Below are 26,721 nucleotides of genomic sequence, written 5' to 3' on the forward strand. Positions count from 1 at the left end.
CCATGGTCCGGGTACGCGTCGCGGCGTTTGCGTTGCTGTCGCTGGCATACCCGCTGGTGGTCTACCTGTCGCTGGGCCGGTTCGAGCCGCGCTGGTTGTCGCTGCTGCTGTTCACCCTGGCCGCGCTGCGCGCGCTGACCACCCGCCAGGCGGTGTGGTGGGTGGCCGCACTCGGCACCGGTGTACTCGCCCTGGTGGCCACGGCCTTCAACGAGGCGCTGCCGCTGAAGCTGTACCCCGCGCTGGTGAACGCGGTGATGCTGGTCATCTTCGCCACCAGCCTGCGCTTCGGGCCGAGTGCCGTGGAGCGCCTGGCGCGGCTGAGCGAGCCGGACCTGCCGCCGTTTGCCGTGATCTATACCCGCCGCGTCACGTGGATCTGGTGCGGATTCTTTGTTCTCAACGGAAGTCTGGCTCTGGCCACGGCGCTGTGGGCGTCCAACCAGGTCTGGGCGTTCTACAACGGATTGTTGGCGTACGTGATGATGGGTGCTCTGTTTGGCGGGGAATGGCTGGTCCGGCGACGGGTCAAAGCGGCGCATGCCCATGGCTGAGTGGATCGCACTGGACCGGCTGGCGCTGGCCCCGCGCCCGGGCCGCATCGTGGGCATCGCCGGCGACACCGTGGTGGAGCACCCGCAGTTCCGCGCGCAGGTGCTGGCCTGGCGGCAGGCGTTCGCGCGTGCACCCGGCACCGACTGGGCCCTGTATTTCGATGACACGCTGACCTTCGCCGCCGCCCTGCTGGGTGCCTGGCATGCCGGCAAGCGGGTGTTCCTGGGCGGCGACAACCTGCCGGCCACGCTGGAAGGGCTGAGCCCGCGCGTGGCCGGGTTCGCCGGTGACGTCCCGGCCCGGTATGCGCCGCTGCAGCCCGATGCGGCGGCCGATCCGGAGCAGGTGCTGCAGCCGTTGGACGAAGCGGTGCTGGAGCTGGTGGTGTTCACCTCCGGCAGCACCGGCGCGCCGAGCGCCATCGTCAAACGCATGCACCAGCTGACCCGCGAGGTGGATGCGCTGCAGGCCGCCTTCGGCGAGCAGCTCGACGGTGCGCAGGTGCAGGGCACGGTCTCGCACCAGCACATCTACGGGCTGCTGTTCCGGGTGCTGTGGCCGCTGGTGGCCGGGCGCGCGATCCAGCCGCGCCGGTTCTTCCACGAAGACCTGATCAGCGCGCTGGGCGGCCAGCCGTCAGTGCTGGTGGCTACCCCGGCCCATCTCAAACGCCTGCCCGAGCAGCTGGACTGGTCCTCGCTGGACGGTCAGCTGCGCGCGGTGTTCTCCTCTGGTGGTCCGCTGCCGACCGAGGCGGCGCTGCAGGTGCGCGCCTTGATGGGCGTGGCCCCGACCGAAGTCTTCGGCAGCAGCGAGACCGGTGGCGTGGCGTGGCGGCGCTGGAGTGCGGCGCGGCCGCAGTGGCACCCGTTGCCCGGCGTTGCCTGGCGGATCGATGAGGGCTGCCTGGCGGTCCGCTCGCCGCACCTGGCGAGCGAGGACTGGTGGCTGACCCAGGACCGTGCCGTGGCCGACGACGGCCACAGCTTCCGTCTGCTCGGCCGCGCCGATCGCATCGTCAAGATCGAAGAGCGCCGCGTCTCGCTGGATGCCCTGGAGCAACAGCTGCGCGCGCACCCGGCTGTACAGGAGGTGCGCGTGCTGGTGTTGCCGGGCGCGCGCGAACAGCTGGCCGCCGTGGTGGTGCCGCAGGCGACGGGCGCCGCACAGTGGGATGACGCCGAGCGCCGCCGCCAGGCGCAGCAGCTCAGCGCGCATCTGGCCCGCAGCCATGACGCCGTGACCCGGCCGCGCCGCTGGCGCTTCATCGACGAACTCCCCGTCAACGCGCAGGGCAAGGTTACCGCCGCGGCACTGGCGGCGCTGTTCCGCCCGTTGATGCCGACGGCCGAGTGGCAGCAGCGCGATGACACCACCGCGCTGCTGCAGTTTGTTCTGGATCCTGACCTGGTGGCGTTCGATGGGCATTTCCCGCAGGCGAAGATCCTGCCCGGCGTGGTTCAGCTGGACTGGGCGATCCACTACGGCCGCAGCGCCTTCACGATGCCGCCGCGGTTCGTACGGATGGATGCGGTGAAGTTCCAGCATGTGGCGCGCCCCGGCGACTGCCTGCAGTTGAGCCTGGGCTGGGATGCGGCCAAATCGGCAATGAGCTTCCGCTATGTCTCCGACCATGGCGTGCATGCCAGCGGCCGGGTGGTGTTCGGCGATGCGTGATGACACGGGCAGTGACATGAGCAGGTCGGCCTTCACCCCGCTGGTGGTGATCCCGGTCTACGACCACGCGCATGCGATCGGCGCGGTGGTGCAGGGCGTGCTCGCCAGTGGCCTGCCGTGCCTGCTGGTGGACGATGGTTCGCATCTGGACTGTGCGCAGGTGCTCGATGCCCTGGCGCGCGCGCACGCACCGCAGGTGACGCTGCTGCGGCTGGCGGTCAATCAGGGCAAGGGCGGCGCGATGCTGGCCGGGTTCGCCGAGGCGGCGCGTCTGGACTACAGCCATGTGCTGCAGATCGATGCCGATGGCCAGCACGACACCGGCGATATCCCGCGCTTCGTCGCGCTGTCGCAGGCGCAGCCGGAGGCGGTGATCTGTGGCACGCCCGCCTACGATGCGAGCGTGCCCAAGGCGCGCCTGTACGGCCGCTATGCCACGCACATCTGGGTCTGGATCAACACGCTGTCGCTGCAGATCCGCGACTCGATGTGCGGCTTCCGCCTGTATCCGCTGGCACCGGTGACGCGCCTGGTCGGCGAGGAAACCATCGGCCGGCGCATGGATTTCGACAGCGAAATCCTGGTGCGGTTGTTCTGGCGCGGCGTCAAAGTGATCAATGTGCCGACCGCCGTCACCTATCCCAGTGATGGCGTCTCGCACTTCGACGTGTGGCGCGACAACGTGCGCATCAGCCGCATGCACGCGCGCCTGTTCTTCGGGATGCTGTGGCGCGCGCCGCGGCTGCTGTGGCAGCGCATCGCAGGTGCTCGCGCATGACCACGCCTGCACCTGAGGGCGCGCCGCACTGGGCCGACATCGGCGAGTCGACCTCGGCCGCCGGCGTGCTGTTCCTGTGCTGGGTGCACCGCTGGTTCGGGCGCTGGCCGTTCCGCCTGTGCGTCTACCCGGTGGTGCTCTGCCATTGGCTGACCAACCGGGTCGCGCGCGAATCCTCGCTGCAGTATCTGGAGCGTCTGCAGGCGCACACCGGCGTGTTTTCCGCACCGCCGGGCCGCTGGCAGAGCCTGAAGCACTTCGCGTTGTTTGCCGACACCATGCTCGACAAGCTGCTGGGCCTGGGCGGCCGCTACCCACCCGAGCGCATCTATCTGCAGCGCGACCTGGTGCTGGACAAGATCGCGCGTCGTGAAGGCGGCCTGATCCTCACCGCGCACATCGGGTGCCTGGAGTTGTGCCAGGTGCTGGCCGAGCAGGTGCCCGGCTTCCACATCACCGTGCTGGTGCACACCGCGCACGCGCAGCGTTTCAACCGGCTGATGCAGCGGCTTGATCCGCTGGCCTCGGTGGAACTGCTGCAGGTCACGGACATGGGCCCGGCCACCGCGGTCGAGCTGCAGCGCCGGGTCGAGGCGGGTGGCTTCGTGGCCATCGTCGGCGATCGCGTGCCGCTGCGCGGCGGTCGCACGGTACCGGCCTCGTTCCTTGGCCACACCGCGCAGTTCCCGATTGGCGCCTATGTGCTGGCTGCGGCGCTGGCGTGCCCGGTCTACACCATGGCCTGCCTGCACCACGGCGCAGGCTACCGCGTGCGCTTTGAGCATTTCACCGACCGCATCGTATTGCCGCGCGGTTCGCGTGACGCCGCGCTGACTGCGCAGGCTGAAGATTTCGCCCGGTGGCTGGAAGTTCAGGTCATCCAGGCACCCTTGGACTGGTTCAATTTCTTCCCCTTCTGGGATCAGGCATCTCATGGCAAGTAAGGCCGATCAGGCACCCTCCGTCCGCTTCGGCGATGCGCCGCTGACCATCGAAGACGTGGTCGCGCTCTCGCAGCGGCAGGCACAGGCCGTCGTCACCGACGATGCGGCATTCACCGCGCACATCCAGCGCGGCGCGGATTTCCTTGATCGCCTGCTGCGCGAAGATGGCGTCATCTACGGGGTGACCACCGGCTACGGCGATTCGTGCACGGTGAACATCCCGCCGGCGCTGGTGGCCGAGCTGCCGCATCACCTGTTCACCTACCACGGCTGTGGCCTGGGCCGTTTCCTGGATCCGCAGGAGACCCGCGCGGTGATCGCTGCACGCCTGGCCTCGCTGGTGCGTGGCATGTCCGGCGTCAGTCATCCGCTGCTGCAGGGCCTGGCCACACTGCTGCGTCACGATGTGCTGCCGCTGATTCCGGCCGAGGGCTCGGTCGGTGCCAGTGGCGATCTGACCCCGCTGTCCTACGTGGCCGCGGTGCTGTGTGGCGAGCGCGAGGTGATGTACCAGGGGGCGCGCCGCCCGGCCGCCGAGGTGCTGGCCGAGATCGGCATGACCCCGCTGCGGCTGCGCCCCAAGGAAGGCCTGGCGATCATGAACGGCACCGCCGTGATGACGGCGCTGGCCTGCCTGGCGTATGACCGCGCCGATTACCTGACCAAGCTGGCCACGCGCCTGACCGCGTTCAACGTGCTGGCCAGTGACGGCAACGCGCACCACTTCGATGAGATGCTGTTCGCCGCCAAGCCGCACCCGGGCCAGATGCAGATCGCCGCGCGCCTGCGCCAGGACCTGCACAGCGATCGTCCGCCGCGCAACGAACAGCGCCTGCAGGACCGTTACTCGCTGCGCTGCGCGCCGCACGTGATCGGCGTGGTCCAGGATGCGTTGCCGTTCTTCCGCCAGCTGATCGAAACCGAGCTCAACAGCGCCAACGACAACCCGCTGATCGATGTCGAGGGCGAGCGCATCCTGCACGGCGGGCACTTCTATGGGGGCCACATCGCCTTTGCGATGGATGCGCTGAAGAACACCATTGCCAACCTGGCCGATCTGCTCGACCGGCAGATGGCGCTGGTGGTGGACGCGCGCTTCAACCATGGCCTGCCGGCCAATCTGTCGGCCGCCACCGGTGAGCGTGCAGCGATCAATCATGGCCTGAAGGCGCTGCAGATCAGCGTGTCGGCCTGGACCGCCGAAGCGCTCAAGCAGACCATGCCGGCCTCGGTGTTCTCGCGGTCCACCGAATGCCACAACCAGGACAAGGTCAGCATGGGCACCATCGCCGCGCGCGATTGCCTGCGCGTGATCGAACTGACCGAACAGGTCGTCGCCGCGCTGCTGATCACTGCCCGCCAGGGCGTGGCGCTGCGCGAGCGCGTCGGCATGAAGGCGACGTTGCACGGCGATCTGGCTGCGATGTACCAGGACCTGTCCGAGCGCATCGCCCTGATCGAGGAAGACCGCGCGCTGGATGGCGAGCTGCGCGCCCTGCTGGATGACATCCGCGCACAGCGCTGGGAGTTGTATGTCGACGCCTGACCTGAGCTTTGAGGTGACGCTGTCGCCGGCGTTCCATGACTGCGACGCCATGGAAGTGGTCTGGCATGGCAATTACTTCAAGTACTTCGAGATCGCGCGCTGCGCACTGCTGCAGCGTCACGATTACGACTACCCGCAGATGCGCGATTCCGGCTACCTGTGGCCGGTGGTCGATGCGCGGGTCAAGTACATCCGGCCGCTGCTGTACGGCCAGGCGCTGCGCGTGCGCGCCACGATCACCGAGTGGGAAAACCGCCTGAAGATCGCCTACGAAATCCTGGATGCGGACAGCGGTACCACGCTGACCCGCGCCCATACCATCCAGGTCGCGGTCGACGCGGCCACCAATGAAATGCTCTACCTGTGCCCGCCGGTGCTGTGGGAGCGTCTGGGAGTGCAACCGCAATGAACCGTTTCCTGCGCACGCTGTGCGTGCTGGTGATGCTGGCCGTGGTCGCCCCGGCGCTTGCCGCTACCGATGTGGAGGCCGTCAAACAGCGCGTGGCCAAGGTCGACGTGCTGCGTGGCGAGTTCACCCAGGAGAAGCAGGTCGCCGGCTTCAAGAATCCGCTGCGCTCGCAGGGCCGCTTCGTGCTGGCCCAGGACCACGGGGTGATCTGGACCACGCTCAAGCCGTTCCCGTCCGAGGTGGTGGTCACCCGTGACCGCATCCTCAGCCGGCAAAGCGATGGCAGCAGCCGGGTCGAACTCGATGGCCGTCAGCAACCGGCGATGCGCTCGGTCAACGCGATCATGTTCGCGCTGATGAGTGGCGATGCGCAGGCGCTGTCGGCGCAGTTCACGGTCAAGGTCGAGGTGCTGCCTGGCAACGCCTGGAAAATGCAGCTGACCCCGCGCTCGGCGATGCTCGGCAAGGTGTTCGCGCAGCTCACCCTGAGCGGCGACCGTTACGTGCGCGAGGTCCAGATCAACGAGGCCAACCAAGATGTCACCCGCATCCATTTTGCCGGCATGAGCGATACGCCGGCCACGCTGAGCACCGACGAGGGTCGCAGGTTTGAATGACGTGCTGACCTCGAACGGCCGCCTGCAGCGCATCTGGCGCTGGCTGGCCATCGCCTGGCTGCTGGTGCTGGTCGGCCTGGGCGTGCAGCAGTGGCAGCTGTGGAAGAGCGAACCGCGGATCGATACCGACATTCTCGCGCTGCTGCCGCAGGACGCGCATGACCGTCTGTTGTCCGATGTCACCCGGCGCATCGCCGATGCCAATGCGCGCCAGATCGTGGTGCTGCTGGGCAGCACCGATGCGGCGCAGACCAAGGCGGCCGAGGCGGCCTTCCGCGATGCCATCAAGGTAGAGCGGGGCGCTGCCCCGCTGCTCCAGGAGAGCGGCTCGATCGAGGGCTGGTTCGATCAGGCCCGCGCGTTCTACGCACCGTATCGCGACCGCCTGCTGACCAGCGCACAGCGCGAGCGGCTGCAGAATGAATCCACTCAGGGCCTGGCCGAGTCCGCGCTGGCGGCGCTGTACGGTCCGATGGGCGCACCGCGCCTGACCGAGTGGCGGCAGGATCCGCTGTCGCTGTGGCCGCAGTGGTGGCAGGAGCGTGCGCTGGGCTCGGGCCTGCAGATGGGCGACGACGGACTGCTGGAGGCCGATGGCAAACACTGGTCGATCGTGCAGTACGACACGGTCGGCTCGGCGTTCCAGCTCGATGGTGAGCGCCATATCGATCTGCTGCTGGACACCGCTGCCGAGGCCGCCGCCAGGCAGGCGCCGGGGCTGGAGGTGCTGCGCGCCGGTGTGCCGCTGCATGCCGAAGCCGCTGCGGTGCAGGCCAACTGGGAAATCAACACGATCGGCTGGGGCTCGCTGGCCGCGGTGCTGCTGCTGGTGTGGCTGGCATTCCGCTCGCTGCGCCCGATCCTGCTGGTGGCTGCCTCGCTGCTGATCGGCTGCGGTGTCGCGCTGGCGGTGACGGTGCTGGTATTCGGCAAGGTGCACGTGCTCACGTTGGTGTTTGGTGCGTCACTGGTCGGTGTTGCCGAGGACTACGGCATCCACTGGTTCGCCTCGCGCCAGGCCGAGCCGGCCGACCGCCGCTGGAAGCTGCTGCGGCATCTGCTGCCGGGCCTGTGGCTGGCGTTGCTGACCAGCGCGCTGGCGTATCTCGCGCTCGGCCTGGCCCCGTTCCCGGGGCTGCGCCAGATGGCGCTGTTCTCGGTGGTGGGCCTGGCCGCCGCCTTCCTGACCGTGATCTTCTGGTTCCCGTGGCTGGATGGCGGCGAAATCCGTCGCACCGGCTTTGCGCGCTGGCTCGGCGCCACGCTGGAGCGCTGGCCTCGCCTGCATGGGCGCAAGGCGGCGATGTTCCTGGGCGTGGTGACGCTGCTGTCGGTGATCGGCATCGCGCGCCTGCAGACCAACGACGACCTGCGCAGCCTGCAGTCGTCGCCACCGGAGCTGATCGCCCAGCAGATCCGCATCAGCCAGATGCTGGGCATGCCCAGCCCGGCGCAGTTCTATCTGGTGCAGGGTGACACCGCCGAGCAGGTGCTCGAGCGCGAAGAAGCGCTGATCGACCGCTTGCGCGTGCTGGAAGCAGACAGGCAGATCGGCGGCTACCGCGCGATCAGCGATTGGCTGCCGTCGCAGAAGCGCCAGCGCGCCGATGCCGCGCTGACGGCCAAGGTCGAGCCGCAGGTGCTGGCCCAGGTCGGTGAGGCCGTGGGTGAGCCGCTGCTGCGCCCCGCCTATGCCGCGCAGGATCTGCAGGCCGAGGCCTTCCTCGCATCGCCGGCGGCGATGCCGTTCCGCCACCTGTGGCTGGGCACGGTCGGGCAGGGCGTGGCGTCGGTGGTGATGGTCGATGACCTCTCCCGCGCCGATGCACTGGCCCTGCTGGAAGCACAGGCCAAGGGCATCGATGGCGTGCGCTGGGTCGACCGTACCGCCGATTTCTCGCAGCTGCTCAAGCACTACCGCAAGCTGATGAGCGGCCTGCTGCTGATCGGCATCGCGCTGGTGTTCGCGGTGCTGTACTGGCGCTACCGCGGGCAGGCTTGGCGCGTGCTCGCCCCGACCCTGGTTGCCGGTGCGTTGACGCTGGCCCTGCTGGGCCTGTTCGGGCAACCGCTGCAGCTGTTCAACGTGCTCGCGCTCATGCTGCTGCTCGGCATGGGCATCGATTACGGCATCTTCCTGATCGAGCACCGCGGCGATGCCAGTGCCTGGTTGGCCGTGTGCGTTGGCGCGGCCAGTACCTGGCTGTCGTTCGGCCTGCTCGGGCTGTCGGCCACGCCGGCGCTGCGCGCGTTCGGCTTGACCCTGTTGTTCGGCATCGGCCTGGTCTGGCTGATTTCGCCGCTGTTCCGCCCCCCGCCGCACGACGCCCCGCACTGAGCGACCGCGTTTTCCTCACCTGATCTGATCAAGGATGTACCGATGAACCCGCACGTGGAACGTACTGAAATCCTGGTCATCGGCGCCGGTCCGGCCGGTTCCGTGGCTGCTGCAATGCTGCGCCAGCAGGGCCGCCAGGTGCTGATCCTGGAGCGCCAGCAGTTCCCGCGCTTCTCGATCGGCGAGAGCCTGCTGCCGCAGAGCATGGAGTACATCGAGGCCGCCGGGCTGCTGCAGGACGTGGTGCAGGCCGGGTTCCAGTACAAGAACGGTGCCGCGTTCGTGCGCGGCGAAGCGACCACCGAGTTCGATTTCCGCGACAAGTTCTCGCCGGGCTGGGGCACCACCTACCAGGTGCAGCGCGCCGACTTCGATGATGTGCTGGCGCGCGGTGCCGAGCGCATGGGCGCCACGCTGCGCTTCGGCGATGAAGTGCTCTCGGTGCAGCCCGGCCGCCCGGCACAGGTGCAGGTGCGCCGCCCGGATGGCAGCGAGTACACCATCGAGGCCGGTTTCATCCTCGACGCCAGCGGTTTCGCCCGGCTGCTGCCGCGCCTGCTGAAGCTGGAGTCGCCGTCGAACTTCCCGGTGCGCGGCGCGATCTTCTGCCACGTGCGCGACCACATTCCGGCCGGCGCGGGCTTTGACCGCAACAAGATCCTGATCACCACCCATCCCGAGCACGTGGACGTGTGGTACTGGACGATTCCGTTCTCCAATGGCTGCTGCTCGCTGGGCGTGGTCGCCGAGCCGAGCTTCTTCGAGCGCTACGCCGGTACCGATCTGGAGAAGCTGCAGGCCATCGTCGGCGAAGACCCGAACCTGACCCGCCTGCTCAGGAACGCCGAATGGGCGGTGCTGCCGGTGCGCACCATCACCGGGTATTCGGCCAACGTTTCCTCGTTGTGGGGCGAGGGCTATGCGCTGCTGGGCAATGCCGGCGAGTTCCTGGACCCGGTCTTTTCTTCGGGCGTGACGATTGCCTTCAAGTCGGCGCAGCTGGCCAGCGAATGCCTGGCGCGCGAGCATGCCGGTGAGACGGTGGATTGGGAGCAGGCGTTCTCGGTGCCGCTGCGTGCCGGGGTGAAGACCTTCCGTCGTTTTGTCGAAGCCTGGTACGCCGGTGGCTTCCAGAAGATCATCTACCATCCCGATCCGCAGCCGGAGGTGCGCCGCATGATCTCCTCGATCCTGGCCGGCTACGCCTGGGATACGCAGAACCCGTATGTCGCCGATGCCACGGGCCGGCGCCTGCGCGTGCTGGAGGAACTGTGCAGCGCCTGATCCTGACCCTGTTGCTGAGCCTGCTGCTGGCCGCGTGTGCCAGCACCCGCATGCCCACACCGCTGGTGCAGCTGCCCACGCTGCAGCTGGCGCCGTCGGCATTGCCGCAACCGGTGCAGCTGCAGCAGCGCCTGCAGTTCCGCTTCGGCAGCCACCAGCGCGAGCTGGATGCGCTGCTGGAAGTGGACGCCGAGCAGGTGCGGCTGGCTGTGCAGGCGATGGGCCAGACCGGCGTGCGCATGGTCTGGGACGGGCAGCACCTGGAGCAGACCCGTGCGCCATGGCTGCCACCGCAGGTGCGCGGTGAGCGCGTGCTGGACGACCTGCAGTTCGCGCTGTGGCCGGCGGCGGCCATCCGCGCTGCGCTGCCGGCTGGCTGGACCCTGCAGGAGAGCGATGGCGTGCGCAGCCTGGCGCAGGACGGCAAGTCCTGGCTGGTGCGCGACACGCTGCCCGATGGCCGCGTGCGCCTGCGCAATCTGGCCGAGGGCTATGAACTGGTGATCGAATCGATGGACATGGGGCAGGGCCAAGAGTGAGCAGTAGCGCGGTCTATCTGAACGAGCTGGGCGTGATCTGCGCGCTGGGTGCCGACCGCGCCCAGGTGCGCGACGGCCTGTTCGCGGCGCAGCCCGGTGGCCTGCGCGACAACGCTGCGATCGTCCCCGGGCGCACGCTGGCACTGGGCGAAGTGCATGCGCCGCTGTCGGACCTGTCCGCCCTGCCGGTGGCCCTGCGTGGCCGCAACAACGGCCTGCTGGACGCGGCACTGGAGCAGATCCGCGCGGGCGTGGCTGCTGCCGTGGCGCGCTTTGGTGCCGAGCGCGTGGCGGTGATCATCGGTACCAGCACCTCGGGCATCGGCGAATCGGAGAACGCACTGCGGACGCATCACCGCGATGGCGTGTGGCCGGCCGATTTCCATTACGCACAGCAGGAAATGGGCACCGCCGCGCGCTTCGTGCGCGAGCGGATCGGCAGCACCGGTCCGGCGTGGACGATCTCCACCGCCTGCTCGTCCAGCGCCAAGGCGCTGATGTCGGCCGCGCGCCTGCTGCAGGCCGGCGCGGTCGATGCCGTGGTGGCCGGTGGCGCCGATTCGATGTGCCGGTTCACCGTGGCGGGTTTCAGCGCATTGGAGTCGGTCTCGGCGGCGCGCTGCAATCCGTTCTCCGTCAACCGCAACGGCATCAACATCGGCGAGGGCGCGGCGCTGTTCCTGATGACCCGTGAGCCGGGCCCGGTGCGGCTTTCCGGCTGGGGCGAATCCTCCGATGCGCACCACATGTCCGCGCCGGATCCGCAGGCACGCGGGGCGATCGATGCGATGCAGCAGGCGCTGGACCGGGCCGGCCTGACGGCCGCGCAGATCGACTACGTGAACCTGCACGGCACCGCCACCGGCCACAACGATGCGATGGAAAGCCAGGCGGTCGCCGCCGTGCTCGGCACGCAGGTGCCGGCCAGCTCGACCAAGCCGCTGACCGGGCACACGCTGGGTGCGTCCGGCGCGATCGAAGCGGCGCTGTGCTGGATGACGCTGGCCGACAACCCCGACCAGCAGTTGCCCACCCACTGGTGGGACGGGCAGGCCGATGACGCCTTGCCGGCACTGGCGCTGGTGGCACCGGGGACGCGCGCCGCGCAGCCGCTGCAGCACGTGCTCAGCCACTCGTTCGCCTTCGGCGGCAGCAATGCCGTGCTGGCACTGGCCAAGGGATGAGCATGCCGCTGCCCCCCGACATCGACGCCGTGCTTCCGCACCGCGACAGCATGCGCCTGATCCACCGCGTGGTGGCCTGGCAGGACGAGTCCATCGCGGTCGAGGTGGACGTCCCGACGCAGGGTCTGTTCTGCACCCCCGACGGCGTGCCCGCCTGGGTCGGGGTCGAATACATGGCCCAGGCGATCGCCGCCTGGGCCGGGTGCCGCGCCTGGCAGACCGGTGCGGAACCCTCGATCGGCTTCCTGCTCGGCAGCCGTCGCTACACCGCCCACCAGCCATACTTTGCCGCCGGCAGCTGCCTGCGGGTGGAGGCGAACTGCGAGCTGTTGGGCGAGAATGGCCTGGGCATGTTCGCCTGCCGGATCCTGGCGGGCGATATCGAAGTGGCAGTCGCCAACGTTTCCGTGTTCCAACCCACGGATGCAGCGGCTTATCTGGAGAGTGGAGAGGCATGACAGGGAATTTGACTGTGCTGGTGACCGGCGCCAGCCGTGGCATCGGCCGTGCCGTGGCGCTGCGTTGCGCGCGCGACGGCTTCGACGTGGTGGTGCATTGCCGCAGCCGCATCGAGGACGCGCAGGCCGTGGTGACCGAGATCCAGGCGCTGGGGCGGCAGGCCCGGGTGCTGATGTTCGACGTGAGCGACCGCGATGCCGCGCGCACTGCGCTGGAAGCGGACATCGCCGAGCACGGCACGTATTACGGGGTGGTCTGCAACGCCGGCATCGCCCGCGACGGTGCCTTCCCGGCGATGCCCGCGGAGGACTGGGATGCGGTCATCCACACCAACCTGGACAGCTTCTACAACGTGCTGCACCCGCTGGTGATGCCGCTGGTGCGCCGGCGCAAACCGGGCCGCATCGTGACCTTGTCCTCGGTGTCCGGCCTGGTCGGCAACCGTGGCCAGACCAACTACAGTGCGGCCAAGGCCGGCATCATCGGCGCCACCAAGGCGCTGGCGCTGGAGCTGGCCAGCCGCGCGATCACCGTCAATTGCGTGGCCCCCGGGCTGATCGAGACCGAGATGGTCAATGAAGAAGTGGTCGAGCACGCGCTCAAGCTGATTCCCGCCAACCGCCTGGGCCAGCCGGAGGAGGTCGCTGCGGCCGTGTCCTTCCTGCTCTCCGAGTCGGCCGGCTACATCACCCGCCAGGTGATCTCGGTCAACGGAGGCATGGTCTGATGGCCCGCCCCGATCGTCGTGTCGTGGTCACCGGCGCCGCTGCCATCAGCCCGCTCGGGCAGGATTGGGCGAGCATCCGGGCGCGCCTGCAGGCGCGGACCAATGCCGTGCGCTACATCCCCGAGTGGGAGGTCTTCGATGGCCTCAACACCCGCCTGGCTGCACCGGCTGAAGATTTCGAACTCCCGTCCAACTACAACCGCAAGACCACCCGCAGCATGGGCAAGGTGGCGGTGATGTCGGTACGTGCCACCGAGCTGGCGCTGGAGGCGGCCGGTCTGCTCGGCCATCCGGTGCTGCGCAGCGGCATGGCCGGCGTGGCCTACGGCTCGTCCTCGGGCAGCCACGAGGCCACCGCCGAGTTCGGCCGCATGCTGCATGAGCACACCACTGACGGTATCAGCGCCACCACCTACCTGAAGATGATGAGCCACACCTCGCCGGTGAACATCGGCGTGTTCTTCGGCTTGTCCGGCCGCGTCTACACGACTTCCAGCGCCTGTACGTCGGGCAGCCAGGGCGTGGGTTCGGGCTATGAAGCGATCCGCAGCGGCAAGCAGACGGTGATGGTCACCGGCGGTGCCGAGCAGCTCGACGCCACCGCCGCGGCGGTGTTTGACACCCTGTTCGCCACCAGCGTGCGCAACGATGCGCCGCAGACCACGCCCAGCCCGTTCGATGCGCACCGCGATGGCCTGGTGCTGGGCGAGGGCGCCTGCACGCTGATCCTGGAAGAGCTGGAGCATGCGCAGGCGCGCGGCGCCACGATCCTGGCCGAAGTGGTCGGCTATGGCACCAACAGCGACGGCCAGCACGTCACCCAGCCCAGCGCCGGCACCATGGCCCAGGCGATGCGGCTGGCGCTGGACGATGCTGACCTGGCTGCCGACCGGATCGGCTACGTCAACGCGCACGGTACCGCCACCGAGCACGGCGACATCGCTGAAACCCAGGCCACCCACCAGGTGTTCGGACCGGGCATGCCGATCAGCTCGCTCAAGAGCTACGTCGGGCACATGCTCGGGGCCTGCGGCGCCTTCGAGGCCTGGCTGAGCATCGAGATGATGCGCGATGGCTGGTTCGCCCCGACCCTGAACCTGCACGAGGTCGATCCGCGCTGCGGCGCGCTGGACTACATCGATGGCGAAGGGCGCGCATTGCAGACCGACTACGTCATGAGCAACAACTTCGCCTTCGGTGGCATCAACACCTCGTTGATCTTCCGCCGCTGGCAGGACTGACCGCTGTTTCCGGCCTGCCGTGCGGGCCGTCCGTTTCCGTAGACCCCTCGCGTCCCCCCCCAACAAGGAGAAAGTTGAATGCGTCGTTTTGCCCTGATTGCCGCCACCGCCCTGCTGGCTGTCGCCAGCACCGCCCAGGCCCGTGATACCCGCGTGGAACAGTCGCTGCATGAGCTGGTCAATTCCGCCGAAGCCCGCAATGTGGGTATCGACGGCAGCGTGAAGTTCTATCTGGCCGGTGAGAAAGTCAGCGTGCTGCAGCGCCTGGGTGAGGATGTCACCAACAAGAAGACCAACGCGGCCAACAAGAGCGATGCCGAAGCCTGCCGCTGGGTGGCTCTGTCGGCGCTGCGCGCGCTGCAGGATGGCGCCAAGTCGCGCGGCGCCAACGCCGTGGTCGACATCGTCAGCTACTACAAGAAGAACGAGTTCAAGAGCACCACCAACTACGAATGCTATGCGGGCACGATCCTGGCCGGCGTGGCGCTGAAGGGCACCTACGCCAAGGTGAAGTAAGCCGAAAGACCACCGCCTTGTGGGCGGTGGTCTGCGGAATCGGCGGCCGTGGGCACCGACAGACCCGCCGCGGCCACGTATTCATCACGGCGGCATGGGCAGACTGCAGCGGCGCCCAGCTGAACGACATCGCGACATTGATGAACCTGATGCTGTCGCGCGACGGAAAACCGACGGGGACAGTGCACGCAGCTTTCACCTGTGCCAGCTTTCCTCCACAATCAATGTCATTCACTACCCTGGGCAAAGCCCTGCGGCATGCAAGCCTACGTCTATAAAAGCCAACGCAAGCAGGACAGCTTCGTCTATCTCGCCGTTCGTGATGACTTCTCGGTCATCCCTGACGCGGTGAAGGCCTCGCTGGCGCCGTTCCAGTTCGTTCTCGAAGTGGCCCTGACTCCCGACCGTCGCCTCGCCCAGGCCGATGCCGCACAAGTGCGCCAGAACCTGACCGAGCGCGGCTTCCATCTGCAGTTGCCGCCGCCACCGTTGACGCCGGTCCGGATGCCGCGACGCAATGACTGACCCCCAACGCCCCCGCGCCGTTGCCTCCGCTGCCGCGTTCGGTGTGCTGCTGGCCCTGGCTGCGGCCGTCGGTGGCGTGCCCGGTGCCGTATGCGCCGCGCTGGCCCAGCCCGCGTTCGCGCTGGCGGTGTCGTGGTGGCGCCGGACCCGCCCCGTGCTGCCGCTGCCGCAGGTCGCCCGGCAGGATGCGCCGGCCCTGCTGGCGTTGTGGTCCCTCGGCCCGTTGCTGTTGACCCTGCTGGTGGCCTGGCCGCTGGGGGCGCTGCATGACAGTGGCAGCCTGGCGGCCGTGCTGGGCCTGAGCGTGGCGGTCAGCGCCGCGCTGCTAGGGGTCTGGCGGACCTGGCCGTTGTGGAATGACGTGGAACGCAGCGAAGGCAGCCTGGCCCGCCATTGGCAGACCCTGGCCGGGCGTGATCTGACCGCCTGGCGCGGCCTGGCCGTCGCCGCGCTGGTGGTACTCGTGTGCACGCTGGTGGTGTTGCCGGCATGGCCCGGGCTGGTTTCGGAAGCGCTGCGCTGGCCGGTCGCCGCTGCCGTCGTCGTGCTGTCGCCGTTGGCACATCTGCTGCTGCAGGCGATCGCACCGGCTGACGCGTTGACCGCGACGCTGCCGGCGCAGACCCGTGATGCGCGCGAGGATCCGTTCGCCGAGCCGTATGCCGAGCCCACGCCGCTGGAATCGATCGGCCTGCACGAACAGCAGCCGGCGCTGTACGACGCCGCGCGCAGCGGCCGGGTCGACCGCGCCCTGCAGTTGCTTCAGGCCGGTGCCGATCCGCACGGGCTGCCCGATCCGGCCTGGCGCGACCAGCGCAGCCTGGCCGTGCTCGCGGCCGTGCTGCCCGACCTGCGCCTGCTGCGTGAACTGATCGCCCGCGGCGTGGGCGTCAACGCGCCGCATCGCGGTATGACCCCGCTGCTGGCCGCTACCCGCGACAGCTGGCACGGCCGCCCCGAAGCGGTGATGACCCTGCTCGCCAACGGCGCCGACCCGCGTGCGGTGGACAGCGAAGGCAACACCCCCCTGCATCACGCCGCGCGCAGTTCCGATCCCGGCGTCGCCGCGTTGCTGCGCGATGCCGCTGCCGAAGTGGATGCGCTGAACGACGATGGCTGGTCACCGTTGGCCGTGGCCTGCCAGGTCGGCAACTGGCGCCTGGCCAAGTTCCTGCTGGAACGTGGGGCCAGGACCGAGCCGGCCGAGGGCACGCCGGTGCTGCTGGCTGCCGCCGGCACCGAAGAAGACGATCCGGCCGGTGTGCAGCTGCTGCTCAAACACAAGGCCCGCGCCGATGCGCGCGACCGCCAGCGCCGCAGTGCTCTGCACGAAGCCGCGCTGGCCGGCCATGTCGACATCATCGACGTGCTGCTCGCAGCGGGCGCCAATCTGGAAGCCCGTGACGCACTGGCGCGTACCCCGTGGCTGGAAGCCGCGCGGGGTGGCCGTGCCGGCGTGGTCGAACACCTGCTGCCGCACCACCCCGATCTCAATGCCGTCGATGGGGAAGGCCGCAACGCGGTGCTGCTGGCCTGCATGGCCGAGAACGTCTCGCCGCTGTTGATCCGCCGCCTGCGTGACCTGGGTATCGCCGTCGATGTGGCCGATCCGCAGGGCCGTCGTGCGGTGGATATCGCTGCTGGCGCCGGGCGCTGGGCGATCGTTTCGCTGCTGGACCCCGCCTATCCGCTGCCGTCCGCGGTCAGCGACGGGCTGGTGATGTCCGGCGACAGCGATGCGGCCTCGCCCTCGCTGCCGGATCGTCCACCGCTGGAACTGCTGCGCGAAGCGCTGAGCTTCGGCAACGTGGAGGGCATGGCCGCGCTGGCCCGCCTGTGTGCGCCGGAGGAACTTGGTGCGCTGCTGCACGAGGCCGAACTGGCGCTGGATCCGCAGGCGCTGGACTGGCTGCTCGCCCACGGCGCGGCGCCGGAGGTACTGGATGCCTGCGGTGACACCCCGATGTTCGCGCTGCTGGCGCGGGGCATCGACGCGGTGCCTGCGCTGCAGATACTGCTGCGCCGTGGCCTGTCCCCGGCCGGTCGCGGTGGTCTGGCGCGTCTGCTGAGCGCCTGCGCCCAGCACGACCACGCCTCACGCGGGCTGGAACAGCTTGCGCTTGAACTGCTGGAACGCGGCGCGGATCCATTCGCGCCGTCGCCGGCCGGTGATCCGCCGCTGTCGCTGGCCGTGCGGCTGGGCTGGCTGCGCCTGCAGCAGGCCCTGCTTACCCAGGGCGTGGACCGCGAAGCACGCGACAGCCATGGCATGACCGCCCTGCATCTGGCCACCGCGCTCGCGCGCGAAGGCTCGATCAAGCTGCTGGTGCAGCAGGGCGCCTCACCGGAAGCCCGCGCCGCCGACGGCCAGACCCCGCTGGGCGTGGCCCTGTCGATCGGCCGCCGCGATCTGGCTGACTGGCTGGACTGGCGGGTGTGGCCGTTGCCCCGCCGCGCGCTGCGCGACGGCGACCTGCCGGCGGCCGCGATGGCCGGTGACGCCGATGCCGTGCGTCGCCTGATCGATCTCGGCTTCGGCGTTGATGTGGTCGACGCCCAGGGCTGCACCGCGTTGCTGCGTGCCGCCGGTGGCGGGCACCTGGCGGTAGTCGATCTGCTGCTTACCCGTGGCGCCAATCCGCAGCATGCCGCCGCCAGTGGTGCGACGCCGCTGTCGGCCGCGGTCAGCATGCGCCAGATCGACATCGTCTCGGCCCTGCTCGATGCAGGTGCCGAACTGGAGTACCGCCTGCCGGGCGGCGTCACGGTGCTGATGCTGGCCTCGGCGCTGGGCCTGCCGGACATCGTTTCGCGCCTGCTCACCGCCGGCGCCAACGTACACGCGGGCGATGCACAGCAGCTCGGCCCGCTGCACTGCGCTGCGCTGTACGGCTTCAGTGCGCGCGACCGCTCGCGTCTGCTCGCCCTGCTGGACACGCTGCTGCTGGCCGGCGCCGAACCGGACCAGGCCGCCGCCGGCTCGGTCACGCCGCTGCTGCTGCTGCTCGGTGCCCGCGCCGAACCGGGCACCGCCTGCGATGAGCAGATCGTGCTCGCCGCGGTGGAGCGCCTGCTCGACGAAGACGTGTCGCTGGAGGTGCGCGATCCGCGCGGTTTCGGCCCGCTGCATCTGGCAGCCCTGCACGGGCTGCCGCTGCTGGTGCAGCGCCTGCTGCGTGCCGGTGCCGACCCGGATGTGCGCGATGCGCTCAACCGCAGCCCGCGCGAGATCGCGGTGATGCGCGGTTTCATCGACGTTGCCGGCGAGTTCGAGCCGCTGGTGCCGGGCGTGTCTTCGATGGCCCGGTTCCTGCGCGATAACGGCTGAGCCCCGCCTGGTAGTGCCGGCCGCTGGCCGGCAGCGCTCAATGAGGCACGGGCAGGTGCACCTGCAGGTTCATCAACGCGGTGGGTTGCCGTGCACCCCCTTCCCATCACTCTCCGCATCCGCCTCGAACAGATGCATCAGGTCCGCACGCGCATCGCGCGAGGTCTGGATCACCGCCGCTTCATCGTCGTACACCAGGTACTGATCGCGCAGCAGTTTCTCGTCATGCTCGCGGAAGCGCTGCACATGGCTGCGCGCACTCTCCACCGACATGCCCAGCGCGATCAGCATCCGTTCGCTCAGTTCCAGGCTGGTCCCGAACACCTCGCGGAATGGTTCGGCCGACATGTCCATCAGCCGCCACGCATGCTGGCGGTTACGCGCGCGCACCAGCACCACCGCATCCGGATACATCCGCCGGATCAAACGCGTAGCCCGCATGTTGGCGTCTGGATCATCCAGCGTGACCACATACACGCGGATATGTTCGCCGCCGGCGGCACGCAGCATTTCCGGCCGGGTCGGGTCGCCGTAATAGAGCTTGTTGCCGAAGCGGCGCAGGTCCGAGACCGTATCCGGATTGGACTCCAGCGCCACGAACGGGATCTTCTGCGCGGTCAGCAGACGCGCGACCACCTGCCCGAAGCGGCCCATGCCGGCGATCATCACCTGCGGCTGCACATCGGTGATGTCGACCTTGTCGGCGGGCTGGGCAGGCGCCTTGGGGCCTTCATCGTGGCCCAACAGGCGGATCAGGCCGATCATCAACAGCGGCGTGATCGCCATGGACAGGCCGACAATCGCCACCAGCCGATCATGGTTCGCACTGCCAAGCAGGTGCGCGCGCTGCGCCTCGTTGAACACCACGAACGCGAACTCGCCGCCCAGCCACAGCACGCTGCCCAGCAGTACCGCGTGGCGGGTCCGCAGCTTGGCCAGCTTGCCGATCCCGAACAGCAGGCCGAACTTCACCACCAGCAGGATCGCCACGCCTGCCGCGATCATCATCGGCTCGGCGACGATGCGGTCCAGGTCGATGCCCATGCCGACGGCGATGAAGAACAGGCCGAGCAGCAGGCCCTTGAACGGCTCGATCTGTGATTCCAGTTCGTGCCGGAATTCCGAGTCGGACAACAGCACACCGGCCAGGAACGCGCCCAGGCTGGGGCTCAGCCCGGCCTCCTGCATGAACCATGCGGTGCCCAGCACCACCAGCAGCGCGGTGGCGGTGAACACTTCCGGGCTGCGCGTGCGCGCGATGATGTTGAACAGCCGGCGCAGCACCGGCCGGCCACACAGGATCACCACCGCCAGCGCGCCGATCGCGATCGCCACGTCGTTCCACTGCAGGGTGTCGTTGCGCGCACCGCCGAGCAGCGGAATCGCGGCCAGCAACGGGATCGCGATCAGATCCTGGAAGAGCAGGATGGCGAAGCCCAGGCGCCCGTAATCGCTGTTGATCGCTTTGTGCTCGGACAGCAGCTGCAGCCCGACCGCGGTGGAGGACAAGGCCAGCGCGATGCCGACGATCAACGCGCTCTTCCACTGGAAGTGATCCAGCATCAGCAGGCTGCCCAGCACCAGGGCGCTCAGCGCGACCTGCAGCGCGCCGGCACCGAACACCGAGCGGCGCATCACCTTCAGGCGCGCGGGCGACAGCTCCAGGCCTATCACGAACAGCAGCATCACCACGCCGATCTCGGCGGCGCTGAGGATGCGGTCGGCGTCCTGCACGAAACCCAGGCCATCCGGACCGAGCACCACGCCCGCGGCCAGATAGCCGAGCACCGCGCCCAGGCCGAGTTTCTTGAAGACCGGCACCGCGATCACCGCGGCCAGCAGCAGCACCAGGGCCAGCTCGAGCGCGCCGCTATGCATGGGGGAACCTGCTCATGGGGGTGTGTGCCGTGCGGGTGGAAGGCCTCCCCGGGCGGCCCGGGGCCTGTGGCCGGGGCCACGCGCCATTATGCGACCGCGATGGGTGCGGAAGGCGACTCCCACCGGAACGGGGTTCAGCACAAGGGTTGACCTGCGTCACACCCAGGTCCAGACTGCCCGCCGCTGCTGGCGTCCGCCGTCGGCAGTAAACCCTTCCGGAGTCCCCAACCCATGTCCAGCGACAGTAGAAGTCGACCTTGCTCGACGCCAGCGATGGCGACCGCCTGACACGGGTCGGTTCGCCAGCGTTGGCGTCGCGCAATGCGATACCCACAGGCGAATACGATGAACCAGAAAGACCTGCTGCGCCCGGTGGCCGATGCCGCCTCGTTGAGCGCACCCCTCGATAATTTCAACACTGCCGACGCGGTGGAATTCCTCAACACGCTGAGCCTGTCGCGCGCCGCCGACACGCTGGCCGCGTTGCCGTTGCCGCGCGCGGTGAAGATGCTCGAGCAGCCCGAGCTCAACCGCGGGGGCGATCTGGTGGCGGCCATGCCGGTGGCACGCGCGGCCGCCCTGCTCGGGCTGATGGCCGATGACCGCGCCACTGACATCGTCCACGAGCTGGACGAGGACGAGCGCGCGCGCCTGATCCCGCTGCTCAGCCCGGAGGCGCGCAAGGCGATCCAGCAGCTGCTGAGCTACCCGGCGCACACCGCCGGCGCGCTGATGACCACCGAGTTCGTCAGTGTGCCCTCGGACTGGACGGTCGGGCGCACCCTGCAGCACATCCGCGAGGTCGAGCGCACCCGCGAGACCGTCTACGCGATCTACGTGCTGGATCCGCACACCCGGGCGCTGGTGCAGGTAGTCACCATGCGCCGGCTGATCACCGGGCTGCCTGAGGAGCCCATCCTCGACGTCGCCCAGGTCAACCCGCCGGTGACGGTGGAGGTGCAGCTGGATCAGGAAGAGGTGGCGCAGCTGATCCGCCGCCATGACCTGCTCGCGATCCCGGTGGTCGACGCGCAGCACCATGTGCTGGGCATTGTCACGGTGGATGACATCCTCGATGCCCTGATCGAAGAATCCACCGAGGACGTGCACAAGTTCGGCGGCATGGAGGCGCTGGAAAAGCCGTACATGCAGATCGGCTTCTTCGAGATGCTGCGCAAGCGGGCCGGCTGGCTGAGCGTGCTGTTCCTTGGCGAAATGTTGACCGCCAGCGCGATGCAGCACTACGAAGACGAGCTGGCACGCGCGGTGGTGCTGACGCTGTTCATCCCGCTGATCATGAGCTCGGGCGGCAACTCCGGCTCGCAGGCGACCTCGCTGCTGATCCGCAGCCTGGCCCTGCGTGAGCTGCGCCTGCGCGACTGGTGGAAGGTGGCGCTGCGCGAGGTGCCGACCGGCATCACCCTGGGTGCGATCCTGGGCGTGCTGGCGATCATCCGCATCGTGTCCTGGCAGCTGCTGGGCCTGCACGACTACGGCGAGCACTGGCAGCTGCTGGCACTGACCATCGGCGCGGCACTGGTCGGTATCGTCACCTTCGGCTCGCTGTCCGGCTCGATGCTGCCGTTCATCCTCAAGCGCCTGGGCTTCGACCCGGCCAGCGCCTCGGCCCCGTTCGTGGCCACGCTGGTGGACGTCACCGGCCTGGTCATCTACTTCAGCATCGCCGCGATGATCCTGCGCGGCACCCTGCTTTAACAGGGACGGAGGTAGTTAATAACAGAGACGGGGGTGATTATTAATCACCTCCGTCCCTGTTACTGTCTGATCGCATGAGCACCTACCACCTGCAAGCTGTCTTCCGCCCGCAGTCGGTCGCCGTGATCGGCGGCAGCCCACGTGAACGCTCCGCCGGCCGCGCGGTGATGCGCAATCTGCGCGGCACCGGCTTCCCCGGCAAGGTGGCCTGGATCAATCCGCGTTACAGCGAGATCGATGGCATCCGCACGGTGAAGCGGCTCAAGGACCTGGACTGGGTGCCCGAACTGGTGGTGATCACCGCCCCGGCCAGCATCGTGCCGCAGGTGGTGGCCACCGCCGCCGAGCGCGGTGTCAGCGCGGCGATCATTCTCACTGCCAACCTGGGCGAAGGCCCGGGCTCGCTGGCCGCGCAGGTGGAGGCGGCCGCCCGGCCGAAGGGCCTGCGCATTCTCGGCCCGCACTGCCTGGGCGTGATCGCCCCGCATGCGCGCTTGAACGCCAGCATCGCCGCGCACTTCCCGCAGGCCGGCGATCTGGCCCTGATCTCCGAATCCAGCGCGATTGCCGCGGCCCTGGTGGAGTGGGGCGTGGCACGCTCGGTCGGGTTCTCCGCCGTGGTCTCGCTCGGCGACACCCTGGATGTCGACTTCGGCGATCTGCTCGATTACTTCGCCACCGATTACCGCACCCGCGCGATCCTGCTCTACGTCGAGCACATCCGCGATGCGCGCAAGTTCATGTCGGCCGCGCGTGCCGCGGCGCGCGCCAAGCCGGTGGTGGTGGTCAAATCCGGCCGCCACATCCGCATCAATCCCGATGCCGATACCCACGTGCAGGCACTGGCCAGTGCCGATGCGGTGTACGGCGCGGCATTCAACCGTGCGGGCCTGCTGCGCGTGAGCGCGCTGGATGAGTTGTTCACCGCGGCCGAAACACTCGGCCGGCTCGGCACCTTCCCGGGTCGCCGGCTGGCGATCCTGAGCAACGGCGGTGGGGTGGGGCGGCTGGCGGTGGATCAGCTGCTGGCCCTGCGCGGCAGCCTGGCCGAGCTGTCGCCGGCCACCGTCGCACAACTCGATGCGGTGCTGCCGCAAGGCTGGTCGCGCAGCAATCCGGTCGACATCGTGGTCGATGCCGACGGCGACCGCTACGCCGCGGCGATCGAAGCGCTCATGTCCGATACCGAGAACGACGCCGTGCTGGTGGTCAACGTGCCGACCGCGTTCACCTCCTCGGCCGATGCCGCGCAGGCGCTGACCCGCACGCTCGGCCTGCGACCGCGACACCACCGCGACAAGCCGGTGTTCGCGGTGTGGCTGGGCAACGACGATCGTGCCACGGCCACGCTCAATGCCGCGCGCGTGCCTACCTATCCGACCGAAGCCGAGGCGGTCCGCGGCTTCCAGCATCTGGTGCGCTACCGCGACGCGCAGGCCGCCTTGATGGAAACCCCACCCAGTCTGCCCGAGGATTTCGTGGTCGATACCGTCGGCGCCCGCGCGCTGGTGGAGGCTGCGCTCGCGGCCGGCCAGCAATGGCTGGACCCGATCGCCACCCACCAGCTGCTCAGCGCCTACGGCATTCCGTCGGCGCCGGTGATGCAGGCCCGTGATGCCCACGAGGCGATGGACCTGGCCCAGCCATTGCTGGAGCAGGGCGCCACGGTGGCGATCAAGGTGTTCTCGGCCGATATCCCACACAAGTCCGATGTGGATGGCGTGCGCTTGAACCTCAGTACCCTGCAATCCGTGCATGCGGCAGCCACCTCGATCATCGCGCGCGCGCACGAAAAGCGGCCCGATGCGCGCATTGATGGCGTGCTGGTGCAGCCGACCATCGTGCGGCCCAAGGCGCGCGAGTTGATTGCCGGGATCGCCGACGACCCGACCTTCGGCCCGGTGATCGTGTTCGGTCGCGGCGGCACCGCGGTGGAAGTGATCGATGACAAAGCGATCGCCCTGCCGCCGCTGGACCTGCGCCTGTCGCATGAACTGATCGGCCGCACGCGGGTCTCACGCATCCTCAAGGCGTACCGCGATGTCCCGGCCGCCGACGAACGTGCAGTCGCGCTGATCCTGGTCAAGCTCGCCCAGCTTGCCGCCGACATTCCCGAGATCCGCACGCTCGACATCAATCCGCTGCTGGCTGACCGCGACGGCGTGATCGCACTCGATGCGCGCGTGGCGATCGAACCGTCCCGCAAACTGCACAAGGGCCGCGGCCACCCACGCTTCGCGGTATTTCCGTACCCGAAGGAGTGGGAGCGCACCATCACCCTGTCCGACGGCGCCCCCGCCTTTGTACGCCCGGTCCGCCCCGAGGACGACGCGCTGTTCCGCGCCTTCTTCGCGCGCGTCACCGATGACGACCTGCGCCTGCGCTTCTTCCAGTCGGTGAAGCATTTCAGCCACGAGTTCATCGCGCGCCTGACCCAGCTCGACTACGCCCGCTCCATCGCACTGGTGGCGATCGATCCGCGCAGTGGCGACATGCTCGGTGCCGTGCGCCTGCACGCTGATGCGGACTACGACCGTGGCGAGTACGGCATCCTGATCCGCTCCGACCTCAAGGGCCATGGCATCGGCTGGCGGCTGATGGCGATCATGATCGAGTACGCCCAGTGGCTCGGCCTGAACATCATCGAAGGCCAGGTGCTGCGCGAGAACAGCACCATGCTGGCGATGTGCCAGAGCCTGGGCTTCAAGACCCGGCTCGACCCGGACGATTCGACGGTGATGGTGGTGACCCTGCCGGTGCAGGACGTGCAGGTGCCGCAGGCGCCCGATCCTGCAACGCACTGAGCCGATCGCGGTACGGCGCGTGCACGTGGGCGGGGCGACAATACGGAATGACCGACCGCCTCCCCCTGCTGCTGCTCCCCGGCCTGCTCAACGACGCTGAACTCTGGCGTGCGCAGATCGCCGACCTGTCCGATATCGCCGAGTGCATCGTGGGCGACCAGACCCGCGGCGAGACGATGCAGGCCGTGGTCGACGACGTGCTGGCGCAGGCGCCCGAACGTTTCGCCCTGGCCGGTTTTTCCCTCGGCGGCTTCGTCGCCCAGCAGATCCTGCGCACCGCGCCGGAGCGGGTGCTGCGGCTGGCCCTGATCGATACCTCGATCCATGCCGACTCGCCCGAGCGCGCCGCGCAACGGAAGACACAGCAGGCAAGCGTGCGTCTGCCCGGAAAGTTCCACGGCTTCGGCGACACGTTGATGCGCAGCTACATCGACGCCTCGCGGCTGGATGACTATGTGCTGGTGCAGCGCGTACGCGATATGACCGCGCGGCTGGGCGCGGAGGTGTTCCTGCGCCAGAGCGCACTGGACCGGGAGGATGGCCATGACGTGCTGGCCGGGTACCGCGATCCGCTGTTGATCGTGTGCGGTGCCAACGACCGTATCACCCCGCTGGCGATCAGCGAGGCGATGCATGCGCTGGTGCCGGATTCAACCCTGGTGGTGCTGCCCTATTGTGGCCATCTGGCCCCGATGGAGAAGCCCGACGAGGTCAGCGCGGCGATGCGGGACTGGTTGCTCCGGTAGGTGCCGGCCGGCGGCCGGCACTACCCGATGATGTCCATGCCGTGATCAGGCGCTGGCCGCTTCCGGTAGGTGCCGGCCGTTGGTCGGCACGCACCCGATCAATCCCAGGCCGGCGCGATTCCCTCCGGATTCGCCAGGCGATGCCCGCGGTCCAGCGTGGCGATCTGCGCCATGTCCTCATCGCTCAAGCGCAGTTCCGCAGCCAGCAGATTGCCGGCGAGGTTGTCGCGCTTGGTCGAGGACGGAATCACCGCAAAGCCCTGCTGCAACGCCCACGCCAGCGCGACCTGGGCCGGGGTGGCCTGATGACGCGCGGCGATGGCCTGGATCACCGGGTCCTTGAGCACTTCGCCGTAGGCCAGGCTCATGTAGGCGGTGACCTGGATGCCCTGGTCCTTCAGGAACGCGATCAGCGCGCGGTTCTGCAGGTAGGGGTGGACTTCGATCTGGTTGGTGGCGATCGCATCGGCCCCGAGGATCTCGATGGCCTGGCGGGTCTGGGCGATGGTGAAGTTGGAGATGCCGATCTGTCGGGTCAGGCCCTGCGACTTGGCGTTGGCCAGTGCACCAAGATACTCGGCCATCGGCACCGCATCCTTCGGCGACGGCCAGTGGATCAAGGTCAGCTCGACGTGGTCGGTGCGCAGCTTGCGCAGGCTCTCGCGCAGGCTCTCCAGCAGCGCGTCGTGGTGGAAGTTGGCGATCCAGATCTTGGTGGTCAGGAACAGATCGTCGCGGGCCACGCCGGACTCGGCGATGGCTTGGCCGACCTCGCCTTCGTTCTCGTAGATCTGCGCGGTATCGATGGCGCGGTAGCCGACATCCAGTGCGTTGCGCACCGAGTCGATCACGGTCTGGCCCTTCAAGCGGAAGGTGCCGAGGCCGAATGCGGGAATGCTCATGGAAACTC

Annotated in this window: 22 protein-coding genes; 20 read left to right on the plus strand and 2 right to left on the minus strand. The window is 68.6% G+C overall.

Annotation, left to right across the window (positions count from 1 at the left end; genetic code table 11):
• Positions 1–2 precede the first annotated feature (2 nt).
• From K4043_RS06200 to K4043_RS06280, 17 genes are all read left to right on the plus strand, one after another.
• Positions 3–554 (plus strand): hypothetical protein, encoded by a 552-nt coding sequence (locus K4043_RS06200; protein WP_088433443.1) that lies wholly within the window; start codon positions 3–5, stop codon positions 552–554.
• Entirely contained in the window at positions 547–2,232 is a 1,686-nt protein-coding gene (locus K4043_RS06205) for an AMP-binding protein (RefSeq protein WP_265308613.1), read from the plus strand. Before K4043_RS06200 ends, K4043_RS06205 begins: the two co-directional genes overlap by 8 nt.
• On the plus strand, positions 2,225–3,010 hold the full coding sequence (locus K4043_RS06210) for a glycosyltransferase family 2 protein (protein ID WP_123729832.1): 786 nt from the start codon (positions 2,225–2,227) through the stop codon (positions 3,008–3,010). The genes K4043_RS06205 and K4043_RS06210 overlap by 8 nt, the downstream gene beginning before the upstream one ends.
• Positions 3,007–3,954 (plus strand): acyltransferase, encoded by a 948-nt coding sequence (locus tag K4043_RS06215; RefSeq protein WP_123729833.1) that lies wholly within the window; start codon positions 3,007–3,009, stop codon positions 3,952–3,954. Before K4043_RS06210 ends, K4043_RS06215 begins: the two co-directional genes overlap by 4 nt.
• Complete coding sequence (locus K4043_RS06220; protein WP_123729834.1) at positions 3,944–5,500, plus strand: aromatic amino acid ammonia-lyase; 1,557 nt, start codon at positions 3,944–3,946, stop codon at positions 5,498–5,500. Before K4043_RS06215 ends, K4043_RS06220 begins: the two co-directional genes overlap by 11 nt.
• A complete protein-coding gene (locus tag K4043_RS06225; RefSeq protein WP_123729835.1) occupies positions 5,487–5,909 on the plus strand; it encodes a thioesterase family protein in 423 nt (140 codons plus the stop codon). Before K4043_RS06220 ends, K4043_RS06225 begins: the two co-directional genes overlap by 14 nt.
• Positions 5,906–6,526, plus strand: coding sequence for an outer membrane lipoprotein carrier protein LolA (locus tag K4043_RS06230; RefSeq protein WP_265308615.1), 621 nt, complete (start codon positions 5,906–5,908; stop codon positions 6,524–6,526). Before K4043_RS06225 ends, K4043_RS06230 begins: the two co-directional genes overlap by 4 nt.
• Complete coding sequence (locus K4043_RS06235; RefSeq protein ID WP_265308617.1) at positions 6,519–8,864, plus strand: MMPL family transporter; 2,346 nt, start codon at positions 6,519–6,521, stop codon at positions 8,862–8,864. Before K4043_RS06230 ends, K4043_RS06235 begins: the two co-directional genes overlap by 8 nt.
• 42 nt (positions 8,865–8,906) lie before the next feature.
• Positions 8,907–10,148, plus strand: coding sequence for an NAD(P)/FAD-dependent oxidoreductase (locus K4043_RS06240; RefSeq protein WP_123729838.1), 1,242 nt, complete (start codon positions 8,907–8,909; stop codon positions 10,146–10,148).
• Entirely contained in the window at positions 10,136–10,687 is a 552-nt protein-coding gene (locus tag K4043_RS06245) for a DUF3261 domain-containing protein (RefSeq protein WP_265308619.1), read from the plus strand. Before K4043_RS06240 ends, K4043_RS06245 begins: the two co-directional genes overlap by 13 nt.
• The gene (locus tag K4043_RS06250; RefSeq protein WP_123729840.1) at positions 10,684–11,871 is read left to right on the plus strand and encodes a beta-ketoacyl-[acyl-carrier-protein] synthase family protein; all 1,188 of its coding nucleotides are present in this window, start codon (positions 10,684–10,686) and stop codon (positions 11,869–11,871) included. Before K4043_RS06245 ends, K4043_RS06250 begins: the two co-directional genes overlap by 4 nt.
• Positions 11,872–11,873: 2 nt before the next feature.
• The gene (locus K4043_RS06255) at positions 11,874–12,329 is read left to right on the plus strand and encodes a hotdog family protein (protein WP_123730828.1); all 456 of its coding nucleotides are present in this window, start codon (positions 11,874–11,876) and stop codon (positions 12,327–12,329) included.
• Positions 12,326–13,057, plus strand: a complete 732-nt coding sequence (locus K4043_RS06260; RefSeq protein WP_121040865.1) for a 3-ketoacyl-ACP reductase FabG2 — start codon at positions 12,326–12,328, stop codon at positions 13,055–13,057. Before K4043_RS06255 ends, K4043_RS06260 begins: the two co-directional genes overlap by 4 nt.
• Entirely contained in the window at positions 13,057–14,298 is a 1,242-nt protein-coding gene (locus K4043_RS06265) for a beta-ketoacyl-ACP synthase (RefSeq protein ID WP_265308621.1), read from the plus strand. The genes K4043_RS06260 and K4043_RS06265 overlap by 1 nt, the downstream gene beginning before the upstream one ends.
• A gap of 78 nt (positions 14,299–14,376) precedes the next feature.
• The gene (locus K4043_RS06270; RefSeq protein WP_265308622.1) at positions 14,377–14,814 is read left to right on the plus strand and encodes an excinuclease ATPase subunit; all 438 of its coding nucleotides are present in this window, start codon (positions 14,377–14,379) and stop codon (positions 14,812–14,814) included.
• A 258-nt stretch (positions 14,815–15,072) separates the two neighbouring features.
• On the plus strand, positions 15,073–15,339 hold the full coding sequence (locus K4043_RS06275) for a YcgL domain-containing protein (RefSeq protein ID WP_123729843.1): 267 nt from the start codon (positions 15,073–15,075) through the stop codon (positions 15,337–15,339).
• Complete coding sequence (locus K4043_RS06280) at positions 15,332–18,667, plus strand: ankyrin repeat domain-containing protein (protein WP_265308623.1); 3,336 nt, start codon at positions 15,332–15,334, stop codon at positions 18,665–18,667. Before K4043_RS06275 ends, K4043_RS06280 begins: the two co-directional genes overlap by 8 nt.
• Before the next feature lie 72 nt (positions 18,668–18,739).
• On the opposite strand, the gene K4043_RS06285 is transcribed toward K4043_RS06280, so the two are convergent.
• On the minus strand, positions 18,740–20,545 hold the full coding sequence (locus tag K4043_RS06285; protein WP_265308625.1) for a monovalent cation:proton antiporter-2 (CPA2) family protein: 1,806 nt from the start codon (positions 20,543–20,545) through the stop codon (positions 18,740–18,742).
• Positions 20,546–20,890: 345 nt separating this feature from the next.
• Between K4043_RS06285 and mgtE the strand changes: the two genes are divergently transcribed.
• The 3 genes from mgtE to K4043_RS06300 all read left to right on the plus strand — a co-directional run bounded on the left by mgtE (position 20,891) and on the right by K4043_RS06300 (position 25,811).
• Positions 20,891–22,261, plus strand: a complete 1,371-nt coding sequence (mgtE, locus tag K4043_RS06290; RefSeq protein WP_070469987.1) for a magnesium transporter — start codon at positions 20,891–20,893, stop codon at positions 22,259–22,261.
• A 74-nt stretch (positions 22,262–22,335) separates the two neighbouring features.
• The gene (locus K4043_RS06295; RefSeq protein ID WP_265308626.1) at positions 22,336–25,065 is read left to right on the plus strand and encodes a bifunctional acetate--CoA ligase family protein/GNAT family N-acetyltransferase; all 2,730 of its coding nucleotides are present in this window, start codon (positions 22,336–22,338) and stop codon (positions 25,063–25,065) included.
• 47 nt (positions 25,066–25,112) lie between these two features.
• Entirely contained in the window at positions 25,113–25,811 is a 699-nt protein-coding gene (locus K4043_RS06300; protein WP_265308627.1) for an alpha/beta hydrolase, read from the plus strand.
• Positions 25,812–25,909: 98 nt separating this feature from the next.
• Here K4043_RS06300 and dkgB read toward each other — a convergent pair whose 3' ends face one another.
• On the minus strand, positions 25,910–26,713 hold the full coding sequence (gene dkgB / locus K4043_RS06305; protein ID WP_265308629.1) for a 2,5-didehydrogluconate reductase DkgB: 804 nt from the start codon (positions 26,711–26,713) through the stop codon (positions 25,910–25,912).
• Between the last annotated feature and the right edge of the window lie 8 nt (positions 26,714–26,721).

The sequence above is a fragment of the Stenotrophomonas sp. SRS1 genome (assembly GCF_026130205.1).
Taxonomy (GTDB): domain Bacteria; phylum Pseudomonadota; class Gammaproteobacteria; order Xanthomonadales; family Xanthomonadaceae; genus Stenotrophomonas; species Stenotrophomonas rhizophila_B.